This is a genomic window from Autumnicola lenta (genome assembly GCF_031846515.1).
In the GTDB taxonomy this organism is placed as follows: Bacteria; Bacteroidota; Bacteroidia; order Flavobacteriales; family Flavobacteriaceae; genus Autumnicola; species Autumnicola lenta.
Genome location: NZ_JAVRHO010000002.1, coordinates 190,043 through 206,071 on the forward strand (window position 1 = coordinate 190,043; position 16,029 = coordinate 206,071).

21 protein-coding genes are annotated in these 16,029 nt (G+C 37.8%); 17 read left to right on the plus strand and 4 right to left on the minus strand.

Features of this window, described 5'->3' with window-relative positions:
* The first annotated feature begins 425 nt into the window (after nt 1-425).
* The 7 genes from RM545_RS02060 (at nt 426) to RM545_RS02090 (ending at nt 5,323) form a co-directional block, all read left to right on the plus strand.
* Nucleotides 426-1,250, plus strand: a complete 825-nt coding sequence (locus tag RM545_RS02060; RefSeq protein ID WP_311493629.1) for a thymidylate synthase — start codon at nt 426-428, stop codon at nt 1,248-1,250.
* 28 nt (nt 1,251-1,278) lie between these two features.
* Nucleotides 1,279-1,656 carry a TonB family protein gene (locus tag RM545_RS02065; RefSeq protein ID WP_311493631.1) on the plus strand — a complete coding sequence of 126 codons (378 nt, stop codon included), beginning with the start codon at nt 1,279-1,281 and terminating at the stop codon, nt 1,654-1,656.
* Between the two features lie 35 nt (nt 1,657-1,691).
* Nucleotides 1,692-2,102 (plus strand): energy transducer TonB, encoded by a 411-nt coding sequence (locus RM545_RS02070; RefSeq protein ID WP_311493634.1) that lies wholly within the window; start codon nt 1,692-1,694, stop codon nt 2,100-2,102.
* A 260-nt stretch (nt 2,103-2,362) separates the two neighbouring features.
* On the plus strand, nt 2,363-3,526 hold the full coding sequence (egtB, locus tag RM545_RS02075) for an ergothioneine biosynthesis protein EgtB (RefSeq protein WP_311493726.1): 1,164 nt from the start codon (nt 2,363-2,365) through the stop codon (nt 3,524-3,526).
* Between the two features lie 11 nt (nt 3,527-3,537).
* On the plus strand, nt 3,538-4,500 hold the full coding sequence (locus RM545_RS02080; RefSeq protein WP_311493635.1) for an L-histidine N(alpha)-methyltransferase: 963 nt from the start codon (nt 3,538-3,540) through the stop codon (nt 4,498-4,500).
* 83 nt (nt 4,501-4,583) lie between these two features.
* The gene (locus RM545_RS02085; RefSeq protein ID WP_311493636.1) at nt 4,584-5,036 is read left to right on the plus strand and encodes a hypothetical protein; all 453 of its coding nucleotides are present in this window, start codon (nt 4,584-4,586) and stop codon (nt 5,034-5,036) included.
* 5 nt (nt 5,037-5,041) lie between these two features.
* Nucleotides 5,042-5,323, plus strand: a complete 282-nt coding sequence (locus RM545_RS02090) for a DUF427 domain-containing protein (protein WP_311493637.1) — start codon at nt 5,042-5,044, stop codon at nt 5,321-5,323.
* 58 nt (nt 5,324-5,381) lie between these two features.
* Here RM545_RS02090 and RM545_RS02095 read toward each other — a convergent pair whose 3' ends face one another.
* Entirely contained in the window at nt 5,382-5,672 is a 291-nt protein-coding gene (locus RM545_RS02095; protein WP_311493638.1) for an isoamylase early set domain-containing protein, read from the minus strand.
* Nucleotides 5,673-5,839: 167 nt separating this feature from the next.
* A complete protein-coding gene (locus RM545_RS02100; RefSeq protein WP_311493639.1) occupies nt 5,840-6,922 on the minus strand; it encodes an aminotransferase class V-fold PLP-dependent enzyme in 1,083 nt (360 codons plus the stop codon).
* A 63-nt stretch (nt 6,923-6,985) separates the two neighbouring features.
* Here RM545_RS02100 and RM545_RS02105 point away from each other — a divergent pair, with 63 nt between their 5' ends.
* The 5 genes from RM545_RS02105 to fabD all read left to right on the plus strand — a co-directional run bounded on the left by RM545_RS02105 (nt 6,986) and on the right by fabD (nt 10,352).
* On the plus strand, nt 6,986-7,429 hold the full coding sequence (locus tag RM545_RS02105) for a 2TM domain-containing protein (protein ID WP_311493640.1): 444 nt from the start codon (nt 6,986-6,988) through the stop codon (nt 7,427-7,429).
* Between the two features lie 5 nt (nt 7,430-7,434).
* Entirely contained in the window at nt 7,435-7,920 is a 486-nt protein-coding gene (locus tag RM545_RS02110) for a dihydrofolate reductase (RefSeq protein ID WP_311493641.1), read from the plus strand.
* Nucleotides 7,904-8,770, plus strand: a complete 867-nt coding sequence (locus RM545_RS02115; protein ID WP_311493642.1) for a fructosamine kinase family protein — start codon at nt 7,904-7,906, stop codon at nt 8,768-8,770. The genes RM545_RS02110 and RM545_RS02115 overlap by 17 nt, the downstream gene beginning before the upstream one ends.
* A gap of 101 nt (nt 8,771-8,871) precedes the next feature.
* Complete coding sequence (locus tag RM545_RS02120) at nt 8,872-9,372, plus strand: pyridoxamine 5'-phosphate oxidase family protein (RefSeq protein WP_311493644.1); 501 nt, start codon at nt 8,872-8,874, stop codon at nt 9,370-9,372.
* 98 nt (nt 9,373-9,470) lie between these two features.
* Complete coding sequence (gene fabD / locus RM545_RS02125; protein ID WP_311493646.1) at nt 9,471-10,352, plus strand: ACP S-malonyltransferase; 882 nt, start codon at nt 9,471-9,473, stop codon at nt 10,350-10,352.
* A 284-nt stretch (nt 10,353-10,636) separates the two neighbouring features.
* Here fabD and RM545_RS02130 read toward each other — a convergent pair whose 3' ends face one another.
* On the minus strand, nt 10,637-11,767 hold the full coding sequence (locus RM545_RS02130; RefSeq protein WP_311493727.1) for a DegT/DnrJ/EryC1/StrS family aminotransferase: 1,131 nt from the start codon (nt 11,765-11,767) through the stop codon (nt 10,637-10,639).
* A gap of 97 nt (nt 11,768-11,864) precedes the next feature.
* Here RM545_RS02130 and RM545_RS02135 point away from each other — a divergent pair, with 97 nt between their 5' ends.
* From RM545_RS02135 to RM545_RS02155, 5 genes are all read left to right on the plus strand, one after another.
* Nucleotides 11,865-13,097 (plus strand): 3-deoxy-D-manno-octulosonic acid transferase, encoded by a 1,233-nt coding sequence (locus RM545_RS02135; RefSeq protein WP_311493648.1) that lies wholly within the window; start codon nt 11,865-11,867, stop codon nt 13,095-13,097.
* Nucleotides 13,098-13,201: 104 nt separating this feature from the next.
* Nucleotides 13,202-14,041 carry a helix-turn-helix domain-containing protein gene (locus tag RM545_RS02140; protein ID WP_311493649.1) on the plus strand — a complete coding sequence of 280 codons (840 nt, stop codon included), beginning with the start codon at nt 13,202-13,204 and terminating at the stop codon, nt 14,039-14,041.
* Nucleotides 14,042-14,146: 105 nt separating this feature from the next.
* Nucleotides 14,147-14,626 (plus strand): SRPBCC domain-containing protein, encoded by a 480-nt coding sequence (locus RM545_RS02145; RefSeq protein ID WP_311493650.1) that lies wholly within the window; start codon nt 14,147-14,149, stop codon nt 14,624-14,626.
* A gap of 245 nt (nt 14,627-14,871) precedes the next feature.
* Nucleotides 14,872-15,201, plus strand: a complete 330-nt coding sequence (locus tag RM545_RS02150; RefSeq protein WP_311493651.1) for a hypothetical protein — start codon at nt 14,872-14,874, stop codon at nt 15,199-15,201.
* 21 nt (nt 15,202-15,222) lie between these two features.
* Nucleotides 15,223-15,375, plus strand: coding sequence for a hypothetical protein (locus RM545_RS02155; protein ID WP_311493652.1), 153 nt, complete (start codon nt 15,223-15,225; stop codon nt 15,373-15,375).
* A 53-nt stretch (nt 15,376-15,428) separates the two neighbouring features.
* On the opposite strand, the gene RM545_RS02160 is transcribed toward RM545_RS02155, so the two are convergent.
* On the minus strand, nt 15,429-15,971 hold the full coding sequence (locus RM545_RS02160; RefSeq protein ID WP_311493653.1) for a DUF4136 domain-containing protein: 543 nt from the start codon (nt 15,969-15,971) through the stop codon (nt 15,429-15,431).
* Between the last annotated feature and the right edge of the window lie 58 nt (nt 15,972-16,029).

Sequence of the window (16,029 nt, forward strand, 5' to 3'; positions counted from 1 at the left end):
ACATTTCTGAAGCCTCACCGGAAAGCATTGGAAAATTCAGGTTTAAATTGATATCCACAAAATAAACCTTCAAGGTCAAAAAAGACCTTGCAGGATTGGATACTTCTGTAACGTTTATAAAACCTTGTCTTCAGCAGAACAATTTCAGCTTTTAAAATATATTCTGGTCGAAAATTGACAAATTTAAGGCAGCACTCAAAAGATTCGAAAAAAATCAGGATTATAATTGGATTTAAAGACTAAACCTACAAGGTCAAAAAAGACCTTGCAGGATTGCATCGTTTCTTCAGGGTGTGCAAAACTTATAGATCTTCAGTAGACGGGATCTGCTTTTCGTTAATAAATACTTAAGAAGTAAATGACATAAGATTCAGAGAAAAACATACAATTGTTTATTTTTAGAACATATTTATAGCACAATTTTAATGAAACAATATCACGATTTACTAGAACATGTACTGAAGAATGGCGCTGAAAAAGGTGATCGTACAGGAACCGGGACCAAGAGTGTTTTTGGTTACCAGATGCGGTTTGACCTTAATGAGGGTTTCCCAATGGTCACCACAAAAAAACTGCATTTAAAATCTATAATTTATGAGTTACTCTGGTTTTTAAAGGGTGATACTAATGTGAAGTATCTTAAGGAAAACGGAGTGCGCATCTGGAATGAATGGGCAGATGAAAACGGAGATCTGGGACCTGTGTATGGTCACCAGTGGCGCAATTGGAATGACGAGGACATAGACCAGATAAAAGAAGTCATCCATAGTTTAAAGAATAACCCGAACAGCAGGAGAATGTTGGTTACCGCCTGGAATCCTTCTGTTCTTCCCGATACTTCAAAATCTTTTGCTGAAAATGTGGAAAATGGCAAGGCTGCTTTGCCGCCATGTCATGCTTTTTTTCAGTTTTATGTAGCAGATGGTAAACTATCCTGTCAGCTTTATCAGAGAAGTGCAGATATTTTCCTTGGAGTCCCCTTTAATATTGCTTCCTATGCACTATTCACCATGATGGTGGCGCAGGTATGTGATTTACAACCGGGAGAATTCATCCATACTTTTGGAGATGCCCATATCTACAGCAATCATATGGAGCAGGTAAAGCTGCAATTATCGCGGGAAACCCGAAAATTGCCAAAAATGAAGCTTAACCCTGAAGTCAAAGATATTTTTGAATTTAAGTTTGAAGATTTTATATTAGAGGATTATAATCCGCATCCTGCCATTAAAGGTAAAGTTGCAGTCTAAAATCAAATTAATTTAAATTCTATTTATCATGAAAAAGTTACTGGTTATCTCATGCTTATTAATCGGAGGAATCAGCGCTGCACAGGCGCAGCAAACGTCCCCTGTATGGCCCGGCTGTGAAGACAGTGAGGACGTTAGCGCATGTTTTAACAAAAAGCTTTCCCAGCACGTTAGGGAAAATTACGAATATCCAAAAAATAATGCCGGAGAGTACGTTCGCGGAAAGGTTACCGTATCCTTTACTGTAGATGAAGAAGGAAAAGTTGTTATTAACTCTGTTGAAGGACCAAAGCCAGAGGTAAATCAGGCTGCCAGAGAAATGCTTGAAAAAATACCTGACATGGAACCCGGAACTTTAGAAGGTGAACCCGATGACAGGAAGTTTACAATTCCGTTTAATTTCTAGTGTAATGTCCCAAACATTACCGTAACAAATTTTGTATGAAAAAGATATTAGTAGTTCTCCTGCTGTTCACTGCATCCATGGGTTTTGCCCAGGAAGGCGTTAAAGTTGATGGAAACACCATTACTGTTAAAGAATCGGCTCCTGTTTGGCCGGGCTGCGAAGACAGTGAAGATAAAAAGAAGTGTTTTAATCAAAACCTCATGCAGCACATAAAGGAGAACTACAAATATCCCAGGAACGAGGCAGGAGATTTTATAAGAGGAAAGGCTACTATAGCGCTTTCTATCGATGAAGAAGGGATTGTCGTTGTACGTTCTGTTAAAGGCGAAAATGGCCAAATTAATAAGGCCGCTGAAGCCATGATCAAGAAAATTCCGAAGATGCAGCCGGGAATGAGAGGTGGAAAACCGACTTCCATTAAATACACTATCCCTCTCACTCTGTAGTTCGGAGGAAAAAACGTTTTTGCTTTTTTCTCCTATTTCCTTTTTATAGTCTACAACTACATTTGAATTCCGCCTATTCCTATTTTTTAACTGATATCTTCTTAGTGCAAAAGATCACCGCTCAGGAATAGATCTTTTCTCTAAACTTACTGAAGCAACCTGACAAGGCGCACTTTAACTTCTCGTTAACTAGCGTTTGTTTCGGTCATTAACAAAAAAGTGTAAATTTGAAAAGCACACCCTATAACGTGCTTGTTTTTATGCTTTCACTACAAGATTTACTATTATTATTTACTGAAACCAGAGCACAATCAGAATTAATCTGTTCTTTCCTGGAAGTCGAAGATTACGTGGTGCAGCCGAGAGAAAATGTCTCTCCTCCAAAATGGCATTTAGGCCATACCACCTGGTTTTTTGAAGAATTTGTACTAAAGGATCACAATAAGGATTACGAGCTCTACGATAAAAATTCGGCTTACGTATTCAATAGTTATTACGAAAGTGTTGGGGAAAAAGTAGTAAGAACAGACCGCGGGAACCTTTCCAGGCCCACCGTAGCATGGGTATATGCCTACAGAAATTATGTCACAAAAGCGATAATTGATTTTCTTGAGCAAACGGAAATATCGAAAGAACTGTGCGGCATTTTAGAAATTGGATGTCACCATGAAAAACAACATCAGGAATTACTTTTGACGGATATCAAATTTATTCTGGGTAATAATCCATTGCTCCCAGTCTATAACAAGCAATTTGAAGAAAATCCTATTGAGGATTTTGAAGCTGAATGGTTAAAAATTGAAGAAGGTGTTTACGAAATCGGCCATCAATCCACTGACTTTTGCTATGATAACGAACTAGGCGTTCATAAAACTTACCTTCAGAATTTTGAAATATCCACAAAACTGGTAACTAACAGGGAATATTTAGAATTTATTGAAGATGGGGGGTACGAAGATGTTTTACTATGGCATGCAGAAGGATGGGACTGGAAAAACACCAACAACATTAAGGCTCCACTTTACTGGCATAACGTTAACGGGGACTGGCATCAATATACCCTTAGCGGATTAATCCGTTTAATTCCTGATGCTCCTGTTAACCATATTTCCTATTTTGAAGCTTTTGCATACGCACAATGGAAAGGCATGCGCTTACCCACAGAAGCCGAATGGGAGATTGCCCAGAAGCAATTTAATTGGGGAACCCGTTGGGAATGGACTGAGAGTGCTTATTCGCCTTACCCCGGCTTTAAAACTGCAGAAGGTGCTTTGGGGGAATACAATGGAAAATTTATGGTAAACCAGAAAGTACTAAGGGGAAGTTCTGTAGCCACTTCAGAAAAACATGCCCGCCATACGTACAGAAACTTTTTCCAACCAGAACTTCGCTGGCAATTTACAAGCCTGAGATTGGCAAAATAATTGAATTACAAATGAAGCCCATTACAATATTTAAGTCTGCATTCGAGGAAGACACCTATAAAGGACTTAACAGTTATCCAAAATATTTGCTGTCAAAGTATATTTATGACGAGAAAGGAGATAAGCTTTTTCAGAAAATAATGGATATGCCTGAATACTATCTTACCGAATGTGAAACCGAAATTTTTAAAGCACATACTTCGGCAATTGCTGACTCTTTTAATGGCCCTGAAGGTTTTGACCTGATAGAACTTGGTGCCGGTGATGGCAAGAAAACAAAAATTCTGTTACGCCATTTAGCCGCAAAAAAATACGATTTCACTTATCAACCTGTGGATATCAGCCAGAATGTTTTGGATGAATTAAAAGCGTCCCTCCTGAAGGAACTACCAGAAGTCGAGGTGAAAACTCAGCAGGGCACTTATTTTAAAACCCTGGAACGCTTATCAGATTATAATGCACGAAAAAAAGTGATTCTTGTGTTAGGCTCCAATATTGGTAATTTGTTACATAAAGATGCAATAGATTTTCTTAAGAACATAAAGTCCTCCATGAGCACTGAGGACATGCTCTTTATGGGTTTTGATCAGAAAAAAAGTCCACAGAAAATTCTGGATGCATATAATGATCCTGCCGGAATAACAGAAGCATTTAACAAAAATCTCCTTAACAGGATAAACCAGGAGTTAGATGCAGATTTTAACCTGGACTCCTTTCTACACTGGGAAACATACGATCCCGAAACAGGAACAGCAAAGAGTTTTCTGGTTAGTAAAATACAGCAGGAAGTAAACATCAAAAAGCTGGATTTCACTGCACATTTTAAAGCCTGGGAAACCATACATACCGAGATTTCTCAAAAGTATGACGACGATGTAGTAGATTGGCTCGCAGGCGAATCTGGTTTAAGAATTGAGAATTCTTTTACCGATAGTGAACAATTTTATAAGAATTATGTTTTCAGGAAAGATTAAAATCTATTAAAAAAGCACGTTTTCCTGACGCAACCATTTGCTATGAAATTCATCTAATTAGTACTGCTAACTAAAAATTTAAGATGAAAAAAGTACTTTTACTATTCGGCTTTACCTTCTTTTTCTTATCATGCGAAGATGATTGTGAGGACATAGCCTGTTTTACACCTCCCGAACCTTTTAGCTTTGAGTTTGTAGATGCCACTTCCGGCGAAAACATTTTTACCAACGGCACTTTTCAGGAAGAAGATATTTCTATAATAAACCAGGCTGACGATTCTAATGTACAAGTTGATTTTATTTCTGAAAATGACTATAATATTCTTCAAATAGGCTCAATAGGATGGCTATCTGAAGATGCCAATTATTTAATTGAAGTAGGAGAAGATATATCTTTTACTTTATTAGTAGATGCGAAAAGAGTTAACCAAGACTGCTGCTCTTTTACCAGAATAAACAATGTAGAAATAGAAGGTGAAGAGTATGAAAAAGATGCAGAAAGTGGATTATACCGAATATTAACAGAACAAAATTAAAGCCTATGAAAGCTATCTGGAAAGATAAAATTATCGCAGAAAGTGATGAAACCAGGATTGTAGAGAACAATCATTATTTCCCAATGTCTGCGGTTAAGCAGGAATATTTAGAAGATAGCGACACCCATACGCGCTGCCCATGGAAAGGCAAAGCTTCCTATTTTCATATTATAATAGGAGCAGAAAAGAATAAAGATGCCGCCTGGTTTTATCCATCGCCCAGCAAGGCTGCAAAACCTATTGAGAATTATGTGGCATTCTGGAAAGGAGTTAAGGTCACAGAATAATCTTCAGCACTAAATTGCTGTAAAAAGTAACCTGCCAGTAAACCAGAAAATGATATGCTTATACTTCCAGCACACTATTTTCTGCTGCTGCAAAATCGCTCCAGTTAAAACGATCTGCTTCAGTTTCGTTTACCCATTCCCCATCAACAAGATACCGGAACTCGTAAGCTTTATCTATAGGAAGGTTCAACTGGCCTTTAAATATGCCATTTTTCAGCTTCTTTAATTCTGTTTTTTTCCAGGAATTAAAATCCCCTGAAACTGCGACAGAAGAAGCTTCTTTAGCAGGTACATTAAAAGTAACCTTACACTCTGGCTTCGACTTTAAATATTGTTTAATGATTGCCATAAATTCCGAATTATAAATTTCAGTAAAAATAGCAATAGAATTGATTTAAACCAGTGAAAATCTACTTGTTGAATCAGTTTTGTGAAATTATAGGAAATCGTTTTTACATTTTATAAAAAAACGATTCAGAAGGTTCCTTTTTTAGAATTCGCTAAACATTTTGTAAATCAACGTCTGCCTTCTAGTGCAGTCAGCAGTTTTTCCACCTCTTCTATAGTGTTAAAATAATGCAAACTCACGCGAATACCATCACCTCTCTGTGAGGTAATTATATTCTTATTTCTTAGAAACTGAAATAATTTCTTATCCCCTTTTATGTTATAGATCGAAGAATGTTCGTTACGCTCTACCACAAGATCTTCCAGCAGGTCCATCTCTGAAAATTTTTCTTTTGAGAAGTTCTTTAGTTTCTGAATCTGTGCCTCAATTTTATCCATTCCGGTTTTCTCAAGCAGTTTTAAGGCGACACTTAAACTTCCATAATTCAGGGTATCCTGATGTCCCGGTTCAAACTTGCCGATGAAATTCCCTTCATGTGACTTATACTTTCCCTGCAGCGAACCAAATCCCAGATGTTTAGGGCTAATTTTTCCTTCAACGTTTTTACTAAATAGAATAAAACCATTTCCATAACCACCATTCAGCCATTTGTAACTACTGCTTATTACCACATCAATTCCGGTAGAATCAAAATTAAAGCTTTCAGTTCCCAGGAACTGGGTACCATCAGCAACAAAAAGTGTGTCGGGAAATTCTTTTTTTAGTTCTTTCAGAAAATCAACACTCAGCTTTAAACCGTTTATATACTGCACAATACTGAAGGCAAAAATATCGGGTTGATGCTTTTTAAGCGCGGCTCTAATATTGTCTTCCAGATGTGCGTCGATCTCTGCGTAAAAACAATTAAAATCCCGCGATTCCACAGGCCAGTTAATAGAAGGATAGTCATTTTTGATAAGTAAGGCTTTCATAGGTTTCTCCAGGCCTTCCAACAAAGTATTGAATCCGTAGGAAAAATTAGGAACCAGTGCCACCCTCTCTGGTGCACACCGAAAAAATTTCCCGACCGTCTCCCTTACTTCTGTAAGAACTTCTCCCTGTTTTTCCTTTAAAATGCTCGCGGAAACAAGAAAATCCAGGTCGTGATCCTGCCGATATTCAAAAACTTTTTCAGGCAAGAGTCCGGAAGCTGCCGTGTTTAAATAAGTGTAATTTTTCAAAACCGGAAAGCCTTTTCGCAAATTATCCATAGGTGGCGGGAAATTCTTTTTTAAAAAATGTAAATTTGATATTACACTAAAGTACTTTTAATTATGCTTTCTAAAAAGAAAAACACCTCCAAACTGGACGCCGAAAACAGGGAACTCTATGAATATGCTCGCAAGCGTACCCTTCAGAAGAAAAGGCTTTTTCAGCATTTCGTGGTATTTCTGATCGGGGCGGTTTTTTTAATTGTTTTAAATGTGGTTATAGGGTATCAGGAACAATTTCAGCCTCTGGGCTACAACTGGTTTGTATGGGCAGTACTGTTATGGGCACTGATCTTTCTTGTGCACTTTTTCAATGTTTTTGTAATACACACCTTTATGGGCAAGAAATGGCAGGACAGGCAAATGGAACTATTGGTTAAGAAACAGAAGGAAAAGATAGCCGAAATGCAGGGGAAAGTAGAAAAAGATTATCCTCTAAACGAAGCAAAAGAAACCAGGAATAACCGCACCGATCCCGAGACGCCACGCAAACCTTACAATACTTAAGATTTATGTTAACCATGGTAGCGGCGGCGGCCGAAAATGACGCACTTGGCAAAGAGAACGACCTTGTATGGCATTTACCGGATGATTTTAAGCGTTTTAAGAAAATCACTTCGGGACATCATATTATTATGGGCCGTAAAACTTTCGAATCGTTCCCAAAACTCCTGCCCAACCGCACACATGTTATTATTACCCGCAAAAAAGATTATCAGCCGGAAAATACTATAGTGGTAGATTCACTGGAAGATGCCTTGCAGGCTACCAGAAATGACGAGGAGGTTTTTGTAATTGGCGGAGGAGAAATTTATAAACTTGCCATAGAAAAAGCTGATAGAATTGAACTCACCAGGGTTCACGGCACTTTTGAAGCAGATACTTTTTTTCCAAATATCGACTCTGAAAAATGGCAAATATCTTCTGAAGAATTCCATCCAAAGGACGAGCGACACGAATACTCCTTTACCTATATTACCTATGAGCGCCGAAAGTAGATTTTCAGAAACTATAAATCAGGCGGGTGAAGAAAATGGATTTTCCGTAAAAAAATTCCAGCCCCTCACAGGCGGGGATATTAATGATGTCTTTCTTATAGAAACCGGAACTTCAGAAAAGCTGGTTATAAAAATTAATGACAGCAATAAATATCCAGGCATGTTCAAGACAGAAAAAGCGGGGCTTGATGAGCTACGGAAAGCTGAGGTTATCGATGTTCCGGAAAACCTCTATACAGGAGAAGTGCAGGATCAATCCTACCTGATATTGCGATACATAGAATCAGCTGATAAAACACCGGAATTCTGGGAGGTTTTTGGAGAACAAATGGCCGCTCTGCACAAGACAACTTCAGAAAAATTCGGTTTTGAAACAGACAATTATATTGGCAGCCTTCCGCAGTACAATAAAAGATGTGTTTCAGCTTCAGAATTTTATATCTCACAGCGCCTGGAACCTCAACTGAAAATGGCGCAAAATACCGGTTACGACCTCGGAAATACTGCAACTTTCTTAAAAAATGTCTCCGAGTTAGTTGCGGATGAACCTCCCGCACTCATCCATGGAGACCTTTGGGGCGGAAACTACATTGTTAATGCTGAAGGTTTTCCCTGTCTTATAGATCCAGCTGTAGCTTATGGGCCACGGGAAATGGATCTTTCTATGATGAAGTTATTTGGAGGTTTTGACGCTGAACTTTTTAAAAGTTACAACTCGCATTTTCCGCTGGAGTCCGGTTTTGAAGAAAGAGTTCCGCTTTGGCAACTGTATTACCTCCTTGTTCACCTCAACATCTTTGGATTAGGCTACAAAAAATCTGTTGAAAGCATCATTCGCCGCTACTCTTAATTTTGCAATTCTTAACAGTAAAAAATTATCTTTTAGCAGTTTATTAGCTAGAATGATGAAACCTGCTTATTACCTTCAAACCTCACACTAAATTATTGAAAATGAGTACGAAGAATTTAAATCATAAAGAAGCAAAAGAAAAACTAATCGACCTGGTAGAGGATATCAAAACAGGATTTTTGGCAACCGGTTTAACCAAAAAACCTGTAAGTGCAATTCCTATGTCCACTAAAAAAGTGGATGACGAAGGAAATCTTTGGTTTCTAAGCAGCATGAACAGTGATCATAATACAGACATTGCGCAGGATGCAGACGTACAAATGCTCTATGCGAATAATTCTGATATGGAATTTATAAGCATCTTCGGAAAAGCATCTATCGTTACAGACAAGGAAATACTGGAGGATTTTTATTCCAAAGTAGATGATGCGTGGTTCTCAGGCTCTGATGACCCAAGCCTTTCTGCAATTAAAATTGTACCACAGGAAGCTTACTACTGGGATTCCAAACAAAATAAATATATTACCCTTTTTAAAATGGGACTTGCAGCCCTTGGTGGTGACCAGCAGGATATAGGTGAAAAAGGAAAGCTAAATATTTAAGATAAAATACATCTAATAATAATAAAGGCCTCGTAATATTCTATTTATTATGAGGTCTTTTTTATTATGGCTATTTTAGCTCTTCAAAACCAAAAAACATGAATGCATATATCTTTCCTGGTCAGGGAGCACAATTTTCGGGAATGGGATTAGATCTTTACGAAAAATCTCCGGAGGCGCAGCGATTATTCGACAGTGCCAACAAAATCCTTGGATTTTCCATAACCGATATAATGTTTGAAGGAACTCCCGAAGACCTTAAAAAAACGCAGGTTACCCAGCCGGCGGTTTTCTTACATTCCGTTATTCTAAGTAAAGTTTTAGGAGAAAAATTTAATCCAGATATGGTGGCGGGACATTCCCTCGGGGAATTTTCTGCATTGGTGGCTAACGGAGTTTTAAGTTTTGAAGAAGGACTTAAGCTTGTCCACAAAAGAGCGCTGGCCATGCAAAAAGCCTGTGAATTAAAACCATCTACCATGGCAGCAGTACTTGGACTGGAAGATGAAGTTGTGGAAGCGATATGTGCAGATGTAGAAGGAATAGTTGTCGCTGCAAATTATAATTGTCCGGGGCAACTTGTAATTTCAGGAGAAGTAGACGCCGTAGAAAAGGCGTGTGAAGAACTTAAAGATAAAGGTGCGCGCAGGGCGATGGTTCTTCCTGTAGGCGGGGCATTTCACTCTCCTTTAATGGAACCCGCAAGAAAAGAATTGGCTGATGCAATAGAAAAGTCGACTTTTAATAAACCGACCTGCCCAATTTATCAGAATGTAAGCACTTTTGCAGTTACAGATCCTTCGGAAATTAAAAAGAACCTGGTTTTTCAGTTAACTGCACCTGTAAAATGGACACAATCCGTTCAGAATATGATAAAAGACGGCGCAAAAACTTTTACTGAAGTTGGTCCCGGAAAAGTTCTACAGGGACTTGTTAAAAAAATTGACCGAAACGCGGAAGTTAACTCGGGAGAGATTTAAAATTGTGAAGAGTGAAAGGTGAAATCTTGTTTCAATATTAAATTTGATCCGGCTTTTTATGTTTCCTTTTTCATCCAGGGAAAAAAGAGAGGTGACAGAAACATGAAACTCTAAAAATGTCTAGACTCCGCTCGACATGGTCACCGACAAAAATACGAACTCCGAACTAAAAACCACGAACCTATAAATGCCGATAATTGGCATTTTTGAGATATCGCCTTTTCATTCTAAAAAATTAAAGGCACGAACAAAATACCGTTCGTGCCTTCTTTTTTCACCTATTCCTATTTCAAGAATTCAACAATTGTATTGGTAATATATGTAATCTGATCATCTTCAAGTTCCGTATGCATCGGTAAGGAAATCACCTCTTTTACCAGTTGATTCGTCACGGGAAAATCTCCTTCATTATACCGCTCATCGGCATAAGCTTTCTGCTTATGTAAAGGAATAGGATAGTACACTCCGCACGGGATTTCCTTTTCCTGTAAATGCTTTACCAGTTCGTCTCTTTTTCCGTTGGTGATCTTCAGCGTATATTGATGAAAAACATGAGAATCAGGCTCACCATCCCTAACCGGAATTTCGATATGCTCCTGTCCCTTTAAGGCTGCATCATATTTTTCCGCAGCTTCGCGGCGGGCTCTATTGTATTGATCCAGTTTTGGCAATTTCGCTCTTAAAACTGCTGCCTGCAAACTATCCAGCCTGGAATTTACGCCCACAACATCATGATGGTACCGCTCATACATTCCGTGGTTTACAATTCCTCTTATCGTGTGCGCCAAATCATCATTATTGGTAAAAATTGCACCGCCATCGCCATAACAACCTAGATTTTTCGACGGAAAAAATGAAGTTGCGGCCACATCTCCAATTGCGCCTGCTTTTACTTTTCCATTTTTCCCAGAATGGTAATTTGCACCAATCGCCTGCGCATTATCTTCAATTACGTAAAGATTATGTTCTTTGGCAATTTCCATAATAGCGTCCATATTTGCCGTTTGGCCAAACAGGTGCACCGGCACGATAGCTTTTGTTTTTGGTGTAATAGCTTTCTTTATGGCTTCGGGATCTATGTTAAAAGTATCGGGTTCTACATCTACCAGCACCGGAGTTAACTGAAGCAGCGCGATAACCTCTACTGTTGCAGCAAAAGTAAAATCTGCGGTTATTATTTCGTCACCGGGTTTGAGATCAAGGCCCATCATGGCAATTTGCAAAGCATCTGTCCCATTCGCACAGGGGATCACGTGCTTTAGGCCCAGGTATTCTTCCATTCCCTTCTGAAACTTCTGAACTTCAGGACCGTTTATAAATGCCGTAGATTCCAGAATTTCCTGGAAAGAATCGTTTACTTCACCTTTTATAGCTTCATATTGACCTTTAAGGTCAACCATTTGTATCTTTTTCATCATCTTTTTATTGTCTAACGAAAATACGAAATATCGTCCCTACAGCCAATGCAATTTTTAGGAAAGGCCTATTTTAGCGGTATTAAAGAAAATCATTTTGTATATCCTTTATAATATTCTTGTTGGTTTATTTGAACTCTTCTTGCCGATAATTGCCATTTTTAAGCCCCGGCTTAAATTATTTGTGGAGGGCCGGAAAGAAGTTTTTGATAAACTGAAAGCCGAAATTGGGCAAAATGACCGGGTGATCTGGTTTCATGCTGCTTCCCTTGGCGAATTTGAACAGGCAGTCCCGGTAATTGAAATGATAAAGGCTGAAATGCCTGATAGGAAAATTTTAGTCACATTTTTTTCTTCTTCAGGTTACGAAAACAAGAAAAAACATCCTCTAGCTGATGTTATTACCTACCTGCCGATGGATTCGGCTAAAAAAGTTCAGAAATTTTTGAATATTGTCTCTCCGGAGCTCGTTTTCTTCGTGAAATATGAAATCTGGCCAAATTATTTAAAGGAATTACGTAAACGGAAGATCCGAACCTTCCTTATTTCGAGTGCTTTCAGGGAAAATCAGGTTTTCTTTCAGAATTACGGCGGTTGGATGCGTAAATCGCTACAAAGCTTTGAGCACATTTTTGTTCAGAATAAAGCTTCTGAAGCATTGCTTAAAAAGCATAATTTCGATAATGTGACTATTAGCGGAGATACCAGGTTTGATCGTGTTTCGCGACAAATTGAATACAATAATAAATTAGCATTTGTAGAAGATTTTCTTCAGGATAAACTTTGTATTGTCGCCGGAAGTACGTGGCCGGAAGATGAAGATTTGCTCCTGAATTACATCAATTCCGCTGCAGAAAAGGTGAAATTTATTATTGCGCCGCACGAGATAAAAGAAGAAAAGATACTGGAGCTGCAGAAAAAGCTAAAGAAAACCTCTGTACGTTATACTGAAGATCATCAGGATTTATCTGCTTTTGATATTTTAATAATTGACACTATTGGCCTTCTGGGTAAAATTTACAGTTATGCAGATGTTGCTTATGTAGGCGGTGCCGCGGGAAATTCGGGGTTGCATAATATCCTTGAACCCGCTACTTTCGGTGTTCCTATCGTAATTGGCTCCAATTTTTCAAAATTTCCTGAAGCAATAAAACTTCAGCAACTCGCCGGACTTTTTTCTGTTGAAACGCCCCGGGAAGCCTCTTCTGTATTTCAAAAATTAATTAACGATGAAGTTTTCCGCAGAAAAACCGGAATGATTTCCGGCCATTTTATTAATAGTAATACAGGTGCTACAGCGGCCATACGCAATTACCTCTTTGATAACTAAAAGCCGTATAAAAGGAGAATAGACAAATAATTAAACCAGCACATATTCGCACTATTCCCGTAACTTATCCCCATTAAATAAATGTAAGCAGACAATCAACCGAAATGAAGGACTCTTTTAACAAAACCTCTGTAAAGAAAAAGAGCTGGGAAATAGAAAATATTTCTATTTCCCACAACATTGTCGATTACAACTCATTTGGAAAAAGCGTATCGAAAAATGACACAGAACTGGTTAGGTTGCATTTTGGCCTAAGCGGGAATTACGACTTTAAGTACAAACAGTTAAATGCAGAATACTCTTTTACAGGTCATCACAATAACCTTCTGTATTCTGACGGATTTGAAATAGAAGTTTCAAATAAAAGTAAACGCATCGAAACTTTCGGAATAAACTTTACAACTGAATCTTTTGTGAATATTGCTCAAAATGGAACTGATCCTTTAAAGCGTTTTTCCGAAAAAATACTAAATAAAAAAAGCGCAATCCTTTCTGAAAATTGGCGACCCAATAATTTTAAAATTCAGTCTGTAATAACTGAAATCATTAATTCTTCATATACCAATGAATTAAAAGACCTTTTTTTACTTTCCAAAAGTATTGAATTACTTGTTTTACAAGCTGAACTTTATGATAAAAAAAAGGAGAACAATTTCATAAGATCTAACGTAGATAAACAAAAGTTATTTGAAGCAAAAGAGATCTTGGCATTAAAAATTGAAAGACCACCTACTATCGTGGAACTATCGAAATTAGTTGGTTTAAATGAATACAAACTAAAAAAAGGATTTAAGGAGTTATTTGAAACAACCATTTTTGGGTATATCCATAAAACCCGAATGACTTTAGCAAAAAGGCTCCTTCTGGGAACTGAAAAATCTGCGAAAGAGGTTGCTTATGAAACAGGATACAGCTCTCCTCAGCATTTTTCTAATGCATTTTAAGAAAGAATTTGGCACCTCTCCCGATAATATTAGGAATAATCCTGATTTTGCAATTTAAAAAATCAAACACTCATCAAATTTGAACATTAATTAAAAATTAAAAAGATGAGCAAATCAATGATTATTAAGAAGGAAGTCACGTTTAATGCTACGCCTAAAAGCGTTTGGAACCTGATATCCAATCCTAAAATGACAACACAGTATATGTTTGGATGTGAAGTTTTATCAGATTGGAAAATTGGAAATCAGATTATTTGGAAGGGAGTGACAGAGGATGGAAAAGAAATTATTTACGTTAAAGGCGTAATCACAGATGTTATTCAGGGAGAAAAATTATCTTTCACAATGTTTGATCCTAATATCGGGATAAAGGATATTCCTGAAAATTACGTAAACCTAACCTATAAGTTAACTCCATTGGAAAAAGGAACTAAATTAACAATTATTCAAGGAGATTTCTCTGGTGCAGAAAATGCCGAAAAACGATTTAAGGAATCTCAGGGAGGTTGGGATATGGTAATACCACTTATGAAAAAATTAATTGAAACCTCAAATGACCAATACAAATCCAACGTAAAAAATTAGCACTACAAAAATAATTCACAATAAAACGCCCCCTTCTGTTAAATCCTTACAAAAAATTTAACATCTTATATACTATAATTTAGCAACAAATTTAACGCTCGTATCTTTTACATAGATAGTTTTGGTTAAAATTAATTGATTAAACGGTTTTGAATCAAGCAGCTTCTTACTGTAGGATTTCTTTCAGAAAAATGCAAACTGTTTAATTATAGTGCTTAAAAAATCGAATCACCAAATATGTTAATATGAAAAGATCAGTCTTGCTTTTTGCTTTATTATTTACCATCAGTACAAGTTTTACTTCCTGCCGCGAGGTGAACGAAGAAGAAACTGAAATGGAAATGGAAATGGAACGCGAAGAAATGGAGCATGAAATGGATGCAGATGATGACCTGGACCGTATGGGAGGAGAAATGGAAAATGCTGCTGAGGAAACCGGCAACGCTATAGAAGAGGGAGCTCGCAACACAGGCGATGCTATTGAAAAAGGTGCACGGGAAACCGGGAACGCCATTGAAGAAGGCGCCAATCAGGTAGAAAATGAGCTGGATGGTGATCCAACAGACGATAATTAATATTTAAAAATCAGTAATTATATGAAAAAATTGATGCTAATACTTGCGCTTGTTTGTTCTACCGGTGTTTTCACTTCCTGTAGAGAAGAAAAATCGGGTGTTGAAAGAGCCGCAGACGATATTGAAGACGCTGCCGATGATGTGGGAGACGCTGTAGAAGATGCTACAAACTAAATAAATAAAGAGGCTGCCTGAAAATTGCAATTTTCAGGCAGCCTGTTTTTCTGTTAGATCCTGGAAAAACCGGGATTATTTTTTTGGGGATAGTTCCTTAATGCTTTCTGCAGCACTTTATCAAATAGCGCCTGTCGTTGTTCCGGACTGGCATTAGGATTAAACTTAACGTCTACCACTGCCTGCCACACAAGGCTATCTTTTTCTTTGTCTATAAAATCTATGGTCATTTTGAGGTAATTCTCAGGACCTCCAATTGGAATTCCGCCGGATACACCAACTCCCATATTACCTCCACCGCCTCCAACTCCAAGGCCTATACTGTTCCCACTCTGTTGCTGAAATGTTTCAGTATAGACATTTACAAAAAGATCAGGATCATCTGCTGTGGAAAAGCCCTTTTGCTGCATCGCATTATCCAGTGCCCTTATTAGCCTTGCTTCATCCAGCTGGCTTAATCCTGAACGAAAATCGGGAAAAAGTGCGTAAGTCGAATAATTGCTGAAACTTGCAGTTTCATCGTAATCGTAAGCAATTTTTGGAGCATTGCAGCCTGCGAAAAGCACACAGATAAACAGAATTTTTATTATTTTCATATCATAAACATTTAAAGGATAAACTTTAATTTTTCCCGCCATGCGGAAATGATCTAAA